This is a genomic window from Dyadobacter tibetensis Y620-1 (genome assembly GCF_000566685.1).
In the GTDB taxonomy this organism is placed as follows: domain Bacteria; phylum Bacteroidota; class Bacteroidia; order Cytophagales; family Spirosomataceae; genus Dyadobacter; species Dyadobacter tibetensis.
Map to the genome: position 1 here is coordinate 11535 of NZ_AZQN01000008.1, position 19914 is coordinate 31448.

The 19914-nt window shown below is 44.2% G+C and carries 12 protein-coding genes; 8 read left to right on the forward strand and 4 right to left on the reverse strand.

Features of this window, described 5'->3' with window-relative positions; all coding sequences use genetic code 11:
* The first annotated feature begins 29 nt into the window (after positions 1-29).
* The gene (locus tag X939_RS0117815) at positions 30-2480 is read left to right on the forward strand and encodes a TonB-dependent receptor (protein WP_025764640.1); all 2451 of its coding nucleotides are present in this window, start codon (positions 30-32) and stop codon (positions 2478-2480) included.
* A 115-nt stretch (positions 2481-2595) separates the two neighbouring features.
* Here the strand turns inward: X939_RS0117815 and X939_RS0117820 are convergent, their stop codons facing one another.
* The 3 genes from X939_RS0117820 to X939_RS0117840 form a co-directional block, all read right to left on the reverse strand.
* Complete coding sequence (locus X939_RS0117820) at positions 2596-3750, reverse strand: PepSY-associated TM helix domain-containing protein (protein ID WP_044199977.1); 1155 nt, start codon at positions 3748-3750, stop codon at positions 2596-2598.
* A gap of 31 nt (positions 3751-3781) precedes the next feature.
* A complete protein-coding gene (locus X939_RS0117825) occupies positions 3782-6148 on the reverse strand; it encodes a TonB-dependent receptor (RefSeq protein ID WP_025764642.1) in 2367 nt (788 codons plus the stop codon).
* Between the two features lie 993 nt (positions 6149-7141).
* Entirely contained in the window at positions 7142-7582 is a 441-nt protein-coding gene (locus tag X939_RS0117840) for an Hsp20/alpha crystallin family protein (protein WP_025764645.1), read from the reverse strand.
* 262 nt (positions 7583-7844) lie between these two features.
* Here X939_RS0117840 and X939_RS0117845 point away from each other — a divergent pair, with 262 nt between their 5' ends.
* Both X939_RS0117845 and katG read left to right on the forward strand, forming a co-directional pair.
* Positions 7845-8990: a DUF748 domain-containing protein gene (locus X939_RS0117845; protein ID WP_025764646.1), complete on the forward strand. Its 1146-nt coding sequence runs from the start codon at positions 7845-7847 to the stop codon at positions 8988-8990.
* Positions 8991-9297: 307 nt separating this feature from the next.
* The gene (katG, locus tag X939_RS0117850) at positions 9298-11559 is read left to right on the forward strand and encodes a catalase/peroxidase HPI (RefSeq protein WP_025764647.1); all 2262 of its coding nucleotides are present in this window, start codon (positions 9298-9300) and stop codon (positions 11557-11559) included.
* A 115-nt stretch (positions 11560-11674) separates the two neighbouring features.
* Here katG and X939_RS0117855 read toward each other — a convergent pair whose 3' ends face one another.
* Positions 11675-12103, reverse strand: a complete 429-nt coding sequence (locus X939_RS0117855) for an SRPBCC family protein (RefSeq protein WP_044199981.1) — start codon at positions 12101-12103, stop codon at positions 11675-11677.
* Between the two features lie 279 nt (positions 12104-12382).
* On the opposite strand from X939_RS0117855, the gene X939_RS23205 reads away from it, so the two are divergent.
* The 5 genes from X939_RS23205 (at position 12383) to X939_RS0117880 (ending at position 19887) form a co-directional block, all read left to right on the forward strand.
* Positions 12383-13300, forward strand: coding sequence for an exonuclease domain-containing protein (locus X939_RS23205; RefSeq protein WP_025764649.1), 918 nt, complete (start codon positions 12383-12385; stop codon positions 13298-13300).
* A 419-nt stretch (positions 13301-13719) separates the two neighbouring features.
* Positions 13720-14880, forward strand: coding sequence for a DUF4856 domain-containing protein (locus tag X939_RS0117865; protein WP_025764650.1), 1161 nt, complete (start codon positions 13720-13722; stop codon positions 14878-14880).
* Between the two features lie 79 nt (positions 14881-14959).
* On the forward strand, positions 14960-16096 hold the full coding sequence (locus tag X939_RS0117870; protein WP_025764651.1) for an imelysin family protein: 1137 nt from the start codon (positions 14960-14962) through the stop codon (positions 16094-16096).
* Positions 16097-16118: 22 nt separating this feature from the next.
* Positions 16119-17492: an HTTM domain-containing protein gene (locus X939_RS0117875; protein ID WP_025764652.1), complete on the forward strand. Its 1374-nt coding sequence runs from the start codon at positions 16119-16121 to the stop codon at positions 17490-17492.
* Positions 17473-19887, forward strand: coding sequence for a TonB-dependent receptor domain-containing protein (locus X939_RS0117880; protein ID WP_025764653.1), 2415 nt, complete (start codon positions 17473-17475; stop codon positions 19885-19887). The genes X939_RS0117875 and X939_RS0117880 overlap by 20 nt, the downstream gene beginning before the upstream one ends.
* Positions 19888-19914: the final 27 nt, after the last annotated feature.

Consider the following 19914-nt stretch of genomic DNA (forward strand, 5'->3'; position numbering starts at 1 on the left):
GTACATATTATACCCTTTCACTTCAATTCATGAAATTTATTTTTATATTTCTACTCTGCCTGCATGCCTTTCATTTACAGGCTCAAATAGTATCGGGCAGAGTATCAGATGCCCACACGGGAGCTAATATTCCCGGAGCAACCATAAGACTTTTAAACGATAATACAGGCCTGATCACCGATGAGGAAGGTAAGTTTTCTATCGAAGGGAATGGACCCCTGGAAGTTTCATTTTTAGGATATAAAAAATTACGGATTAATCAGACACAACCCAATATGGAAATCGCACTGATCTCCGAAACCAATCAGCTACAGACGGTAGAGGTTCTGGGGCGTGTAAATAGGGACTATAACAGCGATTACTCCTTTTCGGCCACCAGAATCTCGGCCCTCAATAAGGATATTCCACAGTCAATCTCGACGATCACCAAAGAGCTTATGGCGGACAGACAGGCCTTTCACCTTGGGGATGCGGTAAAGATTGCCAGCGGCGTAATCCCTTCCAGCTATTATAATCAATATACCATTCGCGGCATTAGTCAGAATGAAGAAGGACAGATAATTAACGGTATGCGTACCAGGCAATACTATTTTCTTCAACCCCTGACCTCAAATATAGAACGAGTAGAGGTAATCAAAGGTCCCGCCAGTGCTACTTTTTCCTCTGTGGATCCAGGAGGAAGTATTAATTTAGTTACCAAAAAACCCCTGGCCACCAACAGAAATGAAGTCACGCTGAGTGCAGGGAGCTTCAGTACCTTCCGTGCAGCCCTCGATATTACGGGACCGTTGAATGAATCTAAAACGCTCCTATATAGGCTCAACGCAGCATTCCAGGAAGGCCGCTCTTTCCGAGATCTCGTTCGTAATAAGTCACTTCTGATCTCCCCATCGATCAGCTACCTCCCAACAGACAAAACGGCCATTAATGCGGAGCTGATCTTTAGCAATGACAACGGAAATCTAGACCGTGGGCAACCTATTTTTGGGGCGGTAGCCGGCAAAACGGCATTAAACAGCACGCCAAAGGGCCTTAACCTTGGTGCGCCTAACGATTTTTTCAAATCCAAACAGCTGATCCTGATGAGCAATCTGACGCATAAATTTTCATCTCAGATTGGTTTCAATGCCTCGTATATGAAACAGTCGTGGACAGAAGATCTACAGGAACACCGGACTACGAACGGCTTTGCCCCTGATATCACTAACCAGCCGGTAAGAAGCCTTGCCGCCATGCAGTTCGTCCAACGGCAGCAATATTGGAATGTCGATAACCTGAATGCCTACTTCAATTTTAATTTCACTACCGGTTCGGTCGGCCATAAGGTGTTGGTTGGGTATGATTTGAGCTATTGGCATAAACATAAAGGCGGAGGACAAAATGCGGCCCGGGGATTTCTGCTAAAAGACGGCACTGTAGCGAGTTCATTCATTTTGGACAAGGCGGATAACTACCAAACCATAACCATTGGCAACCAAACACTTCCCCGACCTAATGTACACTATTTCGATTTGCAAAACCCGCAGTATACCCTTAGAAATGCCGAAGACTATATTCTGAATGTACGTACGGCTTTGCCTTCTGCGTTAACAACCACCCATGCGATCTACCTTCAGGAGCAGCTGCAATGGAAGAAATTCACTTTACTGCTTAGCCTTAGAAACGATTGGTTTAAAGACATTACCAATTACCAGGCACCGGGCACGCTAACCGTACACAAGACGGCTCTTTTACCACGGGTTGGCTTGACTTATGCTCTAAATAAAGCCATGAATATATACGGGACATATCTGGAAGGGTTTCAACCCCAGTCCAATACTGTTACACTGATGCCCCAAACGGGAGCACTACCATCGGGTAGCCAATTTGATCCCTTGACCAGCAGTCTTAAAGAAGTGGGAATGAAAGTCGAATTATTTCAAGGCCAGATCCATATGAATATGGCTATGTATGAAATCGATCAAAAAAATATTCTTATGAATGCCAACGATTCGACTAACCCTGACCTACTCGTAACGAGAGGGAGTGAGCGCAGCAGGGGCATTGAGTGGGATCTAGCTGGCTATATCACTCCCGACTGGCAAATTAATGCCTCGTATAGCTTCATCGACGCAGTCATCCTTAACGACGCCAATGAAGATCTGATCGGAGAAAGAAAACAAAATACGCCCAAGCACAGCGCAAATCTATGGACCCGCTATAATTTTGCTGCATCCTCGGCATTGAAAGATCTGGGCATCGGCATTGGTATACAGCATCAGGGCAACAAACTTCCCTGGTTTGACCGTAGCTTCACCATTCCGGCCTTTACCATCTTCGATGCGGCCCTGTATTATCATCCCGGTAAAAGCAACATTCAAATCGCAGTGAATGCCGGTAATCTATTCGACAAAAACTACTGGCTGGGGGCACAAAATTACCTGAGGCTGTTCCCGGGGGCGCCTAGAAACGGTAGACTTACCATCAGTTATATTTTCTAAATATTTACATTTTCATCAGCTTCTAGAAAACAAAACTTCCCCCTCGAAACCATAATAGTAAGAAGTGGGAAGTTTTGTTATTCCTTTCAACCCATGTAGAAGAGGTTAGGCCTGTTTACCTACTGATACTCTCTGCTTTGGAAGCCTGCTTGAACTGAACCGGTGAAAATGATTTCTTCCTACGTCGCCACCAGAGCATAAAGCCGGTAATCGACAAGAGACCAGGGGTAAGCCCTATGAATACATAAAGTATTTTAATAGGTAGTCCTCCGAAATTTCCAATATGCAAGGGAAGGAATGTCGACACCAATCGATCGGAAAATGGCTTTTCACTTAGACGGCTAATTTGAAATATCTCACCGTTCTGTTGATCCACCTTTACGGAACTGCCCGCTCCACATAATTTCCATTGCCCGATTTCATAGCCCCTTACTTCAAATTTACGACCAGGCTGGGTGGGCAGATATACATAAGAAGGCTCCAAATCGGGCATGGCCTGCAAAGCCTGGTGGTACATCCTGTCCGGTGAAATGGCCATTGGGGTATTAGGCTTTGTCGTTACCATTTCTTTTTCCCATGATTTACTGTCCAAGGCAAATAGGTTAAACCAAAAACCCGTAAAAAAAATCACCGCATTGAGTAGCAGGGTCCATACACCCACAATACGGTGTAGGTCGGAGGTAATGGTCCGCCAGTTTTTTCTATTCAGCCTCAGGCGAAAGCTCAAAACTTTCCAGATCATCTTCCGGTAGACTACCGCCCCCGTAATTAATGACAGGAGCATGGTCAGGCCAAAAATGGCAGTCAGTGCCGCTCCGGGTATGCCCAGCTGAAAACTAAAATGAAACTGGAACAGCCACTCAATAAAGCTAGGAGTAAACTGGCTTGAGGGACCTTCCCGCAGAATGACTCCCCTGTATGGGTCGAAGGATATTAAGGCTAGATCGTAGGTCATTAAACGGGCATCATTATAATAGATCCTAAAATTATAAGCCTCTTCGGGTCCTGCCTGGGGATTTACCCAGGCAATACCATCCAGATTGGGATAACGGCTGACGATAGTATCGTAGCATTTTTTCAAAGTCCCTTGCTCTCTCCCATTATCAAGAGGGGAAATCTTTAATAAATCATGATTAAAGAACTCATCCAGTTCGGTTTTGAATACCAGGACAGAACCACTCAATCCCAGCAAAAACAAAAAAATGCCCGTAAATAGACCTAGCCAGCTATGCCACTTAAATATTCGTCTGGTCATTGATGCACTTTTCATAAAGCGTTCAGATTTAAAAATAAATTAGGGATTACCATAGCTGATAGGTGACACCCACCCTCATATTGAATGGATCGCCCAAGCCTGCCAGGGTCATCCCAGAGCGGCTCCCTGTGAAATAATGTCGATTGGTCAGGTTATAGGCATTGGCTTGAATCAGAAAACGATTCTTCCGATAGGTAATGGCGGCATCCAGAACGGTATATGAAGGAAAAATAAAATTTTGATTGCTAAGCAAACCAACCTGGTCACTAACATATCGGATTCCGGCAGCCAGACTCAAACCTTTTAGTACGGTAGAGGGAAGATTGTACTTCCCCCAAAAATTAACTTGATGCTTGGGTGCATTAGCGAAGCGGTCTCCCTTATTTCCATAAGTACTATTGCTTATCAGGACATGCTCATTAAAGGCATACCCCGCTACTAGGCTAAGAGCATCCAGATTCCCCGTGATGGTGAACTCTCCCCCCCTACTCCTGGTCCCATCTATAGCCGCCTGGCGATGTGAATTCTCCTCAGTAGGAGCGGCAGTAAGGATATTGGCATAGTTTATCTGGTATATCGAAAGCGTTGCAGATAGGTGGTTGCTAAACAAGTCTGCCTTCGAGCCTAGCTCGTAAAGCGTTGATTTGCGGGTGGGAAAGGGACCTCCCGCACGGATATTATTGGATGTTTGCGGGTTAAAGGACTTCAGATAGGTACCATAAATGGATATATTCTTTACTGGCAAATAAACCAATCCGATGCGTGGGATCCAGCCAGAAGCTTGTAGCTCATCCCCTTGTTTTCCATCCCGGTCTGACAAGGGTGTCTCTACAGCATTATAGTTGTCGTAGCGCAGTGAAAGCAATAGTTTTAACTTGCTACCCATACCGATCTGATCTTGAATATATGCTCCAATCAAATTGGTTACCCGCTCATTATCATCCGACTCTAAGGCGGGAGCCGTAGCATCTGGGACACTACCTGAATGATCTGGATTAAAAATCGAAATTCGGGTAGATGATTTATATTGATAGTCATTCCGCGTCCAGCCATAACGGTTATAATCGACGCCTGCAATAATCTGATGGGCCAGTAGTCCCGTCGAAGCCTTGTATGTTGCAAAGGCAGTGGTCTGCAAACTAAACCGATCCGTCTCCCAGTCCTGGTACCCCCGGCTGATGGAGTCATTCCGAATCCTTCCCTGAGGCACATGGTCGGTAAAGTCCAATACATTTCGAACAGCGCGCTCCACAAAGGTCAGCTTCAGACGATCGTTAAACTGATGGTCGAAGGTCAGAGTAGCCGAACCATTATGTGTTTTACCATAATCCGTCGGGCTTTGTATGGTTAGATTATTGGGGTAGTAAGTAAAATCAAAACTACCATCGGGCCGGGTATAAATAAAACTTCCATTATCATATTGCTGAACTGCTTTCTGATAGGCATAATTAATTTCCAGGTTTATCGAGGTTCTGTCATTTAATAGATAGGTAAAGGAGGGAGCGAGAAAAAGATTTTGTTTCATCTGTTCATCCCTAAAGCTCTTTGACCGATCGTAGCCGGCTATTGCTCTATATAACCACTTTTTATTCGCAGAAATGGGGCCTGTAAAATCCAAGGCTACCCGACCGAATCCCCAACTCCCTCCGGAGGCCGCTACTGAGGCGCGCGATTGAGTTAAAGGTTTCTTGGTTATAAAATTAACCACCCCTCCAGGAGAACCCTCACTGAATAATGCCCCTGAAGGCCCTCTAAGTAACTCTACTGACTCTATATTATATAATAAGGGCTGTTGGCTCCATAGGAATAGATTTCCTCTTATGCCATTATATAGTAAGAAGCTGGCATCATTGGGTGAATAGGCGGTAAAGCCGCGTATCTGATAATTCCCATTACCATTATTAGCTTTCATTCCCGTAAAAGAACCTGCAATATCATTTAAAGTGAAAGCCTGGCGATCCTTAAGAACCTGCTCTGACATGATCTGTACCGACTGAGGGGTAGCAAGCAGAGGAGTGTTGGTACGTGTTGAACCGCTCGAACGCTCTACCTGATAGCCCCCTCTGGCAGTACGAACCAAAACCTCCTCCAGATCCTCCTTATTTTCTGTGAGATTCAGACTTAGATATGAATTATTGCCGCTGGTAATCTCAATTTTCTGAGTGTGACTCCTGTAACTCACGCTTGAAACTACAAGTTGATAGCTCCCTGGTTGTATACCCTCCAGATAGAACCGGCCATCCTGGTCTGATATGGTTCCTAGTGATGATGGTTGCAGTATGACAGAGGCGCCCTTTATAGGTTGTCGATCTACAGTTAGCACGCTTCCAGTCAGCGACCCCAAATTTGTTTGAGCCAGGGCGCTCCAGTTGATAAACAGGAAAAGTAATATATATATGCTTTTGATTTTCATTTGAATAGGATAGAAATATTCCTTCTCTTTCTTTTCAGAATGGAGGAGAAAGGGGAATAATGGACATAAGTTGAGTTTCTCCAGGGAAAAATCTATTTTCTGGAGTAAAGATTAGCTTGCAGGCTGACTGGGCTTAATTGCAGGGCGGAGGCACTAAGATGGAAAGGACCGCTTGATAGTAAGGCAATAAATATAAAAAAGTGGCTTTGTGATTGATTTTTAAACCAGTAGAAGAAAATTCAAAAGAGGATAAAGTCGAAGAAAAAAGTTGTAGGACAGGGATATTCTGAATCTGTTCACTTGTTTGCTGATCCTGTTTCTCCTTTTGCTCTTTAAGCTTTTTGGCCAGATAACATTTCCCGTTACACTGGAGCTGGGGCCTCTCCCTGTTCTCGCAAAGCACTTTGGTGATATAATCCTTATTGACTTGATAGTATGCAATGATGCCCCACTGACTAAAAGTCGGCAGTATACTAGTAATAAGCCATATGTAGACTAGAATCGTACGCATCAAATTGGCGGCAAATATAATAATTAAAGCCTTCGAAATATCCTGAAAACAAAATATTGTCACTATTTACCAACTAGGCATTATCCTATAGTTGAAAAACCTGAACTAGTAAGCTTATCTATCATCGTGCCCTGCGTATTACATTTCGAAATCAAAAAATTCAAAATAAGGCTTTCCATTCATTCAATATTTAAAGCCAATTCTACAATCGGGTAATTTCTGAAACCTCCCTTAAAGGCTATCGGTGCGTCATACTAATTTTCATTTGGTTATGTCCTAAAGGGTTGTCCTCAGGAGGCATTACTAACCGAAGGTCAATAAACTGATAATCATACAACGATGACGGCCATTTCAGTGGCTTACCTAGATAAGTAACCCTCATCAAGTCAGCGGTCGCTGCAGCCCATGCTTTCGACATGGTTACACTATAGCTACAGTTAAAATAAAACAGGAGGCTTACTGTCTGTAAGCCTCCTGTTAAGTTATCCAATTTCAATCAATCGGGGTTCCTTTTTCCTAGCCTCCTCTTTTTTAGGAATGGTAAGAAATAATAGCCCATTTTCGTATTTGGCCGATATCCCATCCTCATCGACAACATCCTTAGGTAGCAGCAGGCTCCTTTGGAATGATTGATAGCTAAATTCCCTTCTGCTATAATTTTCTTCATTTTGTTCGTCCGTATGCTCCTTAGATGAAGCTATGGTGAGGGTATTGCCCTCCAGACGAACCTGAAAATCTGATTTTTGCATACCCGGAGCCGCAAGCTCGACTTCGTAGCATTCGGCCTTTTCCCGGATATTTACTGAAGGTACCGTGGTACTGGTTGCCGAAAAGTTACTGTTCCCCCAGTTAAAAAGTTCGCGGCCAAAAAAATCATCAAATAAAGCTGGGATGCTCTCCCGATTTCTTTTGATAAGTGACATGATTAACCTCCTTTTTTAATTGTTAAACAATAATAAAAATAACAGAAACTATCTGATAACGTGACTACTATCAAAGTCTATACCAGGGAAATTATCCTAAGACAATTTTTCAGATTACTGCCAATTTTTCAGATTTTTCTTATGAAATGTCATCCAGCTAACTGGCAAAAAAGCCTTAGTCCTTCACTTACCATACTAGTGATTTTTTTTGGCTGGCACTTTTTTTTCTAGAGATACTAACTCAAGGTAAAACCAGGAAATTATGAAAACGAAACCATGGTCCAGAAAAAAGAAAATTACCGTAACATTAATCAGCCTAGTACTTTTCCTTGCTGCATTACGGATTGCACTCCCATATATTCTCTTACATTTCGCAAATAAGAGCCTTGCCGAAATGAAAGGTTACTCCGGCCATATTCAGGATATAGATCTGGCCCTGATCAGAGGTGCTTATCGCATCGATAGTATTTATCTTAATAAAACGGATTCGGTTTCAGGCACGCAGACTCCCTTTTTTTCTGCTTCCGTAATCGATTTATCTATCGAATGGAAGGCACTCTTAAAAGGGTCACTCGCCGGAGAGGTTCAATTAGAGAAACCTTATTTGGTTTTTACCAAAGATAAGGTCGAGCCTGCTGATGTCGCTGAAGATTCCGCCAGTTTTAAAAAAGTATTGGACGGATTTATGCCTCTCAATATTAACCGATTCGAAATCAATAATGGACGAATCCGCTATCGGGACCTTACCTCCTCTCCTCAGGTAGATATTCAGATGGACCAGATGCACCTTTTGGCACAGAATCTGCGGAATAGCTACGACTCCACTTCCCTTCTGCCGGCATCAGTGGATGCGTCTGCTCAAATCTACGAAGGCAAACTCACCTTAGACGCAAAACTAAACCCGCTTGCCGATGTACCCACTTTCGATATGAGTGCCGAACTGAATAATACTAATTTGGTTAAGCTTAATGATTTTTTTCAGGCTTATGCCAAAATAGATGTAAATAAGGGGTTATTCGGTCTATATACCGAGGTGGCAGCCAAAGACAATCATTTTGCAGGTTATGTCAAACCTATTCTTAAAGATTTGGACATCCTCGGAAAGGAAGATCGCAAGGATAATATTTTCCAAAAACTTTGGGAAGGAATTGCCGGAGGAGTGGGTCAGATATTGCGAAATCACCCTAAGGATCAAGTGGCTACCAAAATACCATTCAAAGGGGAATTAAAGGACCCTAAAACCAATGTCTGGTACGCTCTAGGGCAAATTCTCCAGAATGCGTTTATCCAAGCGCTTCAACCTTCCATCGATGGAGAAATATCAATGGATTCTGTTGAGAACGGAGAAGAAAACAAAAAGAATTTCTTTCAGAAAATATTCTCCAAAGACCAAAAAAATAAAAAGTAAGTCTTGGCCAATCCATTGCTATATAATCAATGCTGAATCATTGGGAAAGGGATAGGAGGCAACTCCCTGTCCCTTTCCCCTTTTAAGGAGGTTCTCCACCCTATCTGCGTGCTAAAGGCATATGTTAGTACTACAGCCTCACACAGGCAGGGAAGGAGAACGCTATCCTTAAATATAGATTATATTTATCATTATATAAAATCAATCAATTTTTATTATTAACTTCAATCTTTTAATTTTATTGCTCCAAAAAAAAATGCAAATTGTACATGCATATTGGTTGTTATCACAAAATCTAATCTAAAACATGGAGCACAACGAAAGCGACATCAGTAAATGCCCTTTTCATAACGGAAGTATGAAACAAAACGTAGGCGGTGGAGGCACAAAAAACCAGGACTGGTGGCCTAATCAACTTAAGGTAAACATCCTGCGACAACATTCTTCCTTATCCGATCCTATGGAAGCGGACTTCAATTATGCTGAAGCCTTCAAGAGTCTGGATCTGGAAGCAGTAAAGAAAGACCTTCACGCACTGATGACAGATTCTCAGGACTGGTGGCCAGCGGATTTCGGTCATTACGGACCTTTGTTTATACGTATGGCCTGGCATAGCGCTGGTACCTACCGGGTAGGCGACGGTCGCGGAGGATCAGGGTCTGGTCAGCAGCGTTTCGCCCCATTGAACAGCTGGCCCGATAATGTGAGCTTGGACAAGGCTCGCCGACTATTGTGGCCTATCAAGCAAAAATATGGTCGTAAAATATCCTGGGCCGATCTGCTTATACTGACTGGCAATGTGGCCCTTGAATCCATGGGCTTCAAAACTTTTGGTTTTGCTGGCGGTCGTGCCGATGTATGGGAGCCCGACCAAGATGTATATTGGGGCAATGAAACTACCTGGCTGGGAGGAGATCTCCGCTATGCCCATGGCTCCGAAGGGGCTCAAAAAGATCATGGTGTACTGGTATCGGACGATGATGCCGATGGGGATATACATACCCGTGATCTAGAAAAACCTTTGGCAGCGGTGCAAATGGGACTCATCTATGTCAATCCGGAAGGACCAGACGGAAACCCTGACCCTATAGCGTCTGCTAAAGACATCCGGGATACTTTTGGAAGGATGGCCATGAATGACGAAGAAACGGTAGCACTTATTGCCGGAGGTCATACCTTTGGTAAGACGCATGGAGCGGCTTCGGCCGATCATGTCGGAAAAGAGCCGGAAGCTGCCGATCTGGATGCTCAAGGCCTCGGCTGGAGCAATAGCTATGGTTCGGGAAAAGCTGCCGATACCATTACCAGTGGACTGGAAGTAATATGGACAACTACGCCCACCCAATGGAGCAATAACTTCTTCGAAAACCTATTTGCCTTTGAATGGGAACTTACCAAAAGTCCGGCTGGAGCACATCAATGGGTCGCAAAAAATGCAGGGGAAATTATACCAGATGCCTACGATCCCGGCAAAAAACATGCCCCAACCATGCTTACTACCGACTTAGCCCTGCGCATGGATCCCGCCTATGAAAAAATATCCCGGCGTTTTTTAGAAAACCCAGACCAGTTTGCAGATGCCTTCGCCAGAGCATGGTTCAAGCTTACTCATAGGGACATGGGTCCTCGCGCAAGATACCTGGGACCTGATGTTCCTGAGGAAATTTTGTTATGGCAGGATCCTATACCTGAGGTGGATCATGAATTGATAGAAGAGCATGACATTGCACTGCTCAAAGAAAAGATCCTGGCAACCGGACTTACTGTTTCTGAACTTGTTTCTACAGCCTGGGCATCTGCTAGTACCTTCCGAGGTTCCGATAAACGTGGTGGAGCCAATGGAGGCCGTCTGAGACTTGCTCCTCAGAAGGATTGGGAAGTAAACAACCCTGCTCAGCTGCAGAAAGTGCTGCAGACTCTAGAAGGCATTCAACAGGAATTTAATCAGGCCGGAGCCAAAAAAGTATCTATAGCCGACCTGATCGTTCTGGGAGGTGCCGCAGCCATAGAAAAGGCCGCCGACCATGCTGTAATTGTGCCATTTAAAGCAGGCAGAATGGATGCTTCTCAGGAGATGACGGATGTGGAGTCCATGAGTTTTCTGGAACCTCTTGCCGATGGATTCCGAAATTATAAAAAGTCCAACTATACGGTATCAACCGAAGCCATGCTGATAGACAAGGCGCAACTGCTTACCTTAACGGCACCTGAGCTCACCGTGCTGATCGGTGGAATGAGAGCCCTGGACACCAATTATGACGGTTCTAAAAATGGAGTCTTTACGCATCGACCAGGCAAGCTTTCCAACGATGTCTTTAAGAATCTACTGGATATGAATACAGCCTGGAAAGCGACCTCTCCAGATCGTGAAACCTATTTGGGTACCGACCGTAGTACCGGACAACCCAAATGGACCGCCAGCCGGGCGGACCTGGTATTTGGCTCAAACTCGGAGCTGAGGGCCATCGCAGAGGTGTATGCCAGTGCCGATGCAAACGACAAATTTCTTCACGATTTCATCGCAGCGTGGAATAAAGTAATGAATCTAGATCGTTTCGAGCTAAAATAAATGCTTCTTAAGCGCAATATTACCTGCGGCAGGGCTAACCCCCTGCCGCTTATTTGTTTGAAAGCAGATTTTCCCAATCAAGATCGCTGTTTACGTGTCCGAGGTTATTTGCGTGTTACTTACTGATGTCAATAGATTCTCTCTCGACATATTTTCTAAAATTATCCAGAATAGCTTGCCATCCAGCCCGCTGCATTTCTATGCTATTCTGACTTTCTGCATCGAATCTGATCGTAACAGTTGTAAAGCTTCCTGACCTGTCAAATTTTATAAAGGCTTGCCTCCCATCCGCCATAGTATAATTAATGGTTTCATAAGGCACCACTTCGTCATAAATTGCCTCAAAATCAAAACCTATGCTCCCATCGCGAGCTTCCATCCTGCTAAGATACTTACCTCCAACTCTCAAATCATTTTCAGCTTTAGGACAGTGCCAGTCATCACTGGCAAAGTTCCAGTGAGTAATATGTTCGGGATTGGACCAGCATTCCCAAACCCTGTCGATAGAACCGTTAATCTCCGAACTGATCTCTATTTTTTCCATATTAATTTTCCTTTAAAAAATGATCTGTGTACAAAACAATTTTTAATTAAACCTTGTATGCAAAAATAACTCACGAATAAAGATATTATTAAGGCGAAAAACGACAGATTTAAGGGGTAATTGCGCCTCCCATGTAAGCCATAGAGCCAGGTTTTCAGCCCTTCCTAAAAAGACTGCTTATCGTCCGGACTCATCTCCCGTTCAAGGCCAGCCATCCCTAAAATAAATAAAAATTCGTAAATTGCAGCTTCATCAAAACGTCGCTTCCATTACCTGTGCATGCATAAAGGACTTAATTTTACAGCCATTGATTTTGAAACGGCTACTTCGGCTCGGACCAGTGCTTGTTCTTTAGGACTGGCAGTAGTAGAAAACGGCCAACTAATAGAAACCAAGAGCTGGCTTATCAGACCGGAGCCTTTCGAAATGAATTTCTTTAATGAGCGGATTCATGGGATCAGCCTTGATATGCTAAAGGACCAGCCGACTTTTGGTGAACTCTGGCCAGAAATAGCGCCTTATGTTACCAATCAGATGCTGGTCGCTCATAATGCCTTATTTGATATTGATGTACTTCATAAAATTACTCAGCAGTTTGACATTCGTTTCAAGACCAAGGAGTATTTCTGTACCTATACCTCTTGCAGTTGGTGCTGGCCAGAATTAGAAAGGTTCAAACTCGACTATGTTGCACGCTTTTTGGGTATCCAATTAAAACACCATGACGCCCTGTCCGACGCTACCGCTTCGGCTCATATAGCCGTGGCTATGGCCAAAAAAACGAAGACCTATGACATCCGTAAGTTAAAAAAAACTTTTCCTTCTAAATTCCCTCGGGTAACGAATCGAGCGCCTGGTCAGAAAGCCGACCGTTCTAAAAGTGCCTTATGGCGTGGCTCCTCCATTCCTGCCGATCTTACGGAACTGCAATATGCCGGCAGTAATATGGAGCAGCTCCACTGGGCCGGTAAACGTTTTTGTGTCACCGGCACTTTTCAGCATTTCCCCGATAGAGAGCAACTCATAGAAACCCTCCGCAATAAAGGAGCTATTCAGCAAACCTATATCTCTCCAAAAACCGAAATTGTTTTACTCGGGGAGAACGCTGGACCGGCCAAAGTAAGAAAGATTGTTGAATATCAAAAAAGTGGTATTCCAATACTCGTATTTCCTGAATCTCACTTTCAAGACTTGTAAATCGGCAATAATATGGCAGGTTATACGGTTTTTCAGAGCTTCACCTGGACGAACACAATCCCTCCTAGGCATAACAGGTAATTAAATAATGCTGGAAGATCAAAAGGTTCTGTTTTAGGTCAAGCCAAAACTTCTATACAATTACCTAATTATCAATACGTTAACTATCAATCCGGAAGACTCTAATTATGTTTTCTTATTTATAATTAGTACAGATTAACGTAGTATCAATATTTTTTATTTATTTCGCATCGTCAAAGAGGCTCGTAGCCTTCGTTATTCGAAAGTCAAATAATTCCAGGTCGACATCTGACCTGGCGCTTAGAACAACGTTTTTAAACGGTTATATGACAGCCCTTTGATCGCGAATAAAGTCAACCAACAGATATCTGTTTATAATTAGTCCAATCAAATTGAAGATGAAAAAATCACTCCGCACGGTACGCAATTTAACCCTGGCACTATCGGCCATGGCATTTTATGCCTGCAAAGACGATAACAATTTTGACCCGATAGAAACAAACCTACGGGCAAAAATAGAATATAGCAGTCTGACACCTACTACCGACTATAAAACCACATTTGTAGACGGAAGTAATGCCAGTACTGTCGATTTCACGGAAGGTAATGCCCGCTTAAAAATGTTCCAGGCAATGGACAATTATATCAAGGGAGCTGTAAATAACAATGAAGAAATCAGTGCGACCGTCCTTAGCAATATGTTTGCTAATACAGGCAATGCCTTCCCGGATAGTGTAGGCGTAAATGCAAGTCCATTTAATATTAAGAGTGCAGTGGCGTTTTCTGCCGATGCAGCCACTAAGGCAGAAACGGCCTTATACTTCGATGCTTTATTCAGCCAGATTGCTGCAAACAGTAAGTTCATAAACCAGACCGGCGAAATGGGAAAACCTGGCAAAATTGGACGGTATTTGGTAGATGCTAAGGGTATTGAGCTTGCTCAGATCATTCAGAAAGCCCTGATTGGTGCCCTTCAGTACGATCAGATCGCTAATGTATTATTGGCGGAAGGTTTAGAGGCAGATAATAAAACTGAAATTTCTGGAAAGAACTATACCCAACTGGAATATAATTGGGACCAAGCTTATGGCTTGCTAACTTTTAATCCTATCTACCTTAAAGGAGCTACAGACTCCGACAAGGTTACGAGTGAATTTGGCCTTGGCTCCTATATCTGGGAATACAATAAGGCTGGTTATGCGAAGATCTACCCAGCATTCCTGAAAGGTCGTGCGGCCATTGTCAATAATGACATAACAGAGGTAAAAGCACAAGCCGATATAATCAAAAAGGAAATGGAAAAAGCTATTGCCTCTGCAGCAGTTGGATATTTGGCCAAATTCAATGCCGCAACCTCAGTGGGTGCAGGGGTACATCCCTTAGCTGAAGGACTAGGATTCATTTATTCGCTACGTTATGCTAAGGTAGCAGGTGGAGATGCTCCTTTCTCCGATGCCATTCTGGTATCGCTCATTGGCAACCCCAATGGCGTATGGGACCTGGCTCCAGCGACGGTAACGGCCCAGTCCGACAAAATAAAAACGAAGTTTGCACTATAGACACCATTGAAGTATTCACATCAAAAACAGGAATGGCAGGCTTTAGGCCCGTCATTCCTTCTTGTATTTTTAAACTAAAATGAAAAAAGTCAACTTCTGCCTACCCATACTTTTGATCGGACTCATCTTCATATTAGGAGCTTGCTCAGAAAAAGGGGGTGAATCTTCTGAACCAGATGTTTCAGCCAAAAACAGAACGGCTCTCATGATCAACCTCTCCGACCAAATTATCCTTCCATCATATGCCAGCTACAAAACCAAGCTGGAGGTAATGGTGGAAAAATCGGAGGCTTTTTCCGCTCAGCCTGATATAGCAAATCTTCAAGCCTTTCGGCTTGCCTGGGAGGAGGCTTATATTAGCTGGCAAAAGGTAGAGCTGTTTGATTTCGGCCCAGCCTCCAGACATGCCATTCGTAACTATCACAATATCTACCCAACTAATACAGCGGGCATAGAAGCCAATATACAGGATGCCAATGCCAACCTGGAGGCCCCCTATGCTTATGATAAGCAAGGTTACCCTGCACTAGACTATCTTCTTAATGGACTTGGCTCCACGGATGCTGCAATTGTTGCAGCTTATAAGGGTCAGGATGGTGCTAAAAGACTCGCTTATATCCGAAGGCTTACGGGCCGAATGCAGACGTTGCTATCTACCGTAGTCAGTGAGTGGAACGGAAGCTACCGTACCGAATTTGTCAGCAAAACCGGCTTGGATATCGGTTCTCCGTTAGGGGAATTAGTTAATGGCTATATTGCCCATTATGAGCGGTATATCCGATCTGGAAAAATAGGGATACCATCCGGCGCTTTGGTCAATGGGATTACCTCGGCCGACAAAGTGGAAGCTTATTATAAAAAAGATCTGAGCAAAAAGCTTGCTCAAAGCGCTCATGAAGCAGCCGTAAACTTTTTTAATGGGGTTTATGCAAATTCCAGTGAGGAAGGCCCATCACTTAAATCTTACCTGAATGCCCTGGGCACCAAAGACTTGAGTAGCGGGCTGTTGCTAAGCGAAGTAATCAACAGCCAATTTTCAAAGAGCAATGAGGCATTGAAAGGTTTAAATGACAATTTTTATCTGGAAGTCACCACTAACAACCAGGCCATGCTAACCGCCTATGCCGAATTACAGAAAGTCGTTCGATTGCTTAAGGTGGATATGACTTCGGCCATGAGTATTACCATCACTTATACCGACAACGACGGAGATTGATTTCACCGGATCCAGAACTGTGATGCAGCAAAACATCTACTGGCCCAGATTAGCCTACTTACAAAAATCCGCCTCGACCGCCCCATTGGCAGTCTTTAGGATCCTTTTTGGCTTATTGATCGGTGTCAGTATGATACGTTTTGCCCTTCATGGCTGGATAGATATGCTTTATATCCAGCCCCTGTTTCATTTCAGTTTTTACGGTTTCTCCTTCATCAAACCCCTGGGGCAAGCCACTTATCTGATTTTTGGGCTTTGCCTGTTATCGAGCCTTATGGTTACCTTGGGATGGTATTATCGCTGGGCCGCTCTAAGTCTGTTCCTTAGCTTTACCTATATAGAGCTTATGGATCAGGCCACTTATCTGAATCATTATTACTTCATCAGCCTCATGGCCCTGCTCATGACAGTGCTACCGGCCGGTCGTTACTTCTCGGTAGATGTCTTTCGCAAACCAGAGAAGGCCTGTTCAAGAATGCCAGCCTGGTGCCTTCACGCCCCACTGTTATTGGTGTTTATTCTTTATTTTTATGCCGGCCTGGCCAAGTTAAACAGTGACTGGCTGCTTCACGCTCTTCCTCTGAAGATCTGGCTCCCAGCACGCAACGATATGCCACTTATTGGGCAGGCTTTCAACCTCCCCTGGATTCCCTATTTGTTTAGCTGGTTCGGATGCTTTTATGATCTGACCATCGTATTTTTTCTGTTATACAAGAAAACCCGGGTTGGAGCATATCTTACTGTGGTAGTATTTCATGGATTAACTGCGATATTATTTCCAATAGGTATGTTTCCATATATTATGATGGTAACGGCCTTATTATTTTTTCCTGCCAGCTTCCACCACCAACTCCTTGACAAATTATCCAAGGCCCTATCCCTGTCTCCCGCCAGGTTGCATACTGACCACAGTTATCGATTCCCCCTTCATCATCAAAAATGGATCTTAACCTTAGTAGGGACTTTCTTTATCTTCCAACTCCTTTTCCCATTTCGGTACGGTCTATACCCCAACGAACTCTTTTGGTCAGAAGAGGGCTATCGATTTTCCTGGCGTGTCATGCTAATGGAAAAGGCGGGACAGGTACAATTTACCGTCCAGGACTCCCACCACGCCCCCGAAAGAGTAATAAATAGTGCGTTTTTGACACCCTTACAGGAAAAAATGATGGCTACACAGCCCGATCTGATCCTACAATTTGCGCATTATCTGCGTGATTTTTATACAAAAAAAGGATTTACAGCGCCAAAAGTATACGCGGACACCTATGTGTCACTCAACGGCCGGCTCGGACAAACGCTCATCGACCCGTCTACCGACCTAGCTAGGGAGACGGACTCCTTTCAACCAAAATCATGGATACTACCATTTAAAGATGAAATTAAAGGTCTATAATCTCATATTATTAATGTTGCTTGCCCTTCGGGTTTCCGCACAGTTTACTCTCTCCGGAGTCGTGCGGGCCAAGACAGATAGCAGCACCATAGATTCCTGCCGGATATATTTAAACGGGAAAATAAGTACCTATACCGATGCCAGAGGGCACTTCCAGTTCGACAACCTTCCCAGAGGAAGTTATAGCCTTCAAACTTCGGTTATGGGGTACCAGTCAGTCTCTGCCCGGTATCAGCTTTCGAGCGACCAGCAGATTGTTTTCCTGCTGCCCTCCCTAGACCAGCACCTGCAAGCGGTAACCGTAAAAGAAAAGCAGACGGGTTTCGGAATGTCCCGGCTACGGGGTGTGGAACATATGGCCATTTATGAGGGGAAAAAATCCGAGGTAATAGATCCAGACAAAATCACGGCCAACCTTTCAACGAATAATGCAAGGCAAATTTTTGCTAAAGTCGCCGGGCTGAATATATGGGAGAACGAGGGAGGGGGCCTTCAACTGAACATTGGTGGCCGTGGCCTTGACCCCAACCGTACCTCTAATTTCAACGTTCGGCAGAATGGATATGATATCAGTGCCGATGCCTTAGGCTATCCAGAAAGTTATTACACCCCTCCAATTGAAGCGGTGGGCAAAATTCAGATCGTGCGAGGAGCGGCATCTCTACAATATGGTACTCAGTTTGGAGGACTAATCAATTTTGTAATGCGGAAGCCTGTTGAAGACAAGAAACTGGAATTAACGGCGCGGCAAAGCATAGGTTCGTATGGCTTCTATAACGCATTTACGAGCGTTAGCGGTACGGTCGGAAAGTTAAGTTACTACTCCTTCTTTCAATATAAGAAAGCCGATGGCTGGAGAGATAACTCCCAGTTTAAGAACCACACTTTTTACGCCGACCTGGACTATCGACTCACAGAGAAGGCGACAATTGGCCTGGACATCACCCAAATGGGCTATCTCGCCAAACAGCCTGGAGGACTTTCCGATCAGATGTTTGCCAGCGATCCCCGCCAAACGAATCGTGAGCGCAACTGGTTTGATGTAAAATGGAATATGCTGGCCCTACATTACGATTATAAGTTCAACAGCATGGAGGAGTTTAACCTCCGATTATTCGGCCTGGATGCTCATCGCTACTCCGTAGGCTTCCGACCCAACAGGGTGGCTACCATTGATGATAACGGGGAGCGTGACCTTATTAAGGGAGCCTTTAAAAATTGGGGTGCTGAAGCGCGTTATCTGAAGCGCTATTATTTGGGGAAACAGCTCAATGTATTGCTGGCAGGTAGCCGATACTATCACGGATACAACCAAAGTCTGCAAGGGGTAGGCAGTAGCGGAAAGGATGCTGATTTCCGATTTATAGAGCCCGATAAGCTTAATACTTACGCCTATGAATTTCCGAATCGCAACGTTTCCATTTTTCTAGAAAATATCTTCTATCTGGGAGAGCAATGGTCAGTCACCCCCGGGTTGAGATACGAATTTATCAATACCCAGGCTGAAGGCTATTACGGAAATATCTCCAGAGACCTGGCCGGAAACATTATTACCATTACAAAAAATGACGAATACCGGCAGAATAAACGGCAGTTCTTATTAGCAGGATTGGGCATTAGCTTCAAACCTAGCGCAACCATGGAGCTTTATGCTAACCTCAGCCAAAATTACCGATCTATAACCTTCAGTGATATGCGGATTTCTAATCCCTCTTCGGTAATCGATCCTGAAATGCAAGATGAAAAGGGGTATTCGCTGGATTTAGGATTCCGTAGTCGTGGGACTAGCCTGTTGAGTTATGATGCCAGCTTATTTTTATTAAATTACGATAATCGCATTGGCGAAGTGCAGTTTTACGACGAGAATAACCGAGTCCTCCGCTTGCGTACTAACGTGGGGCAAGCCCTGATTGCAGGGCTGGAAACCTATGTAGAAGCCGATGTCTATCGACTATTTCGCCCAGAGAAAGAAAATCTAAGTGTAGCCTTATTTTCTAATTTAGCCCTCATCGGATCGAAATATGTGCGGAGCGAAATGCCGGGTATCGAAGGCAATGAAGTGGAGTTTGTCCCAAAGATTAATCTTAAAACGGGTATAAAGGTAGGCTATAAAAATTTTAAAGGTTCGATGCAGCTCACTCACCTTAGCGACCAGTATTCCGATGCAACCAATGCCGTGGATGGAGGTGTATCCTCAGTGGTCGGGTTGATCCCAGCCTATAAGATCGTCGATCTAAGCATTTCCTATGATTGGAATAAGTTAAGAATAGAGGGGTCGGTCAATAATTTAGCCAATGAAATGTATTATACCAGGAGAGCCACAGGTTATCCCGGGCCTGGCATTCTGCCCTCGGATGGAAGAGGCTTTTTCCTTACCTTACAGGTAAAGCTATAATAGTGAACAAATCGGCGTAAACTGGGG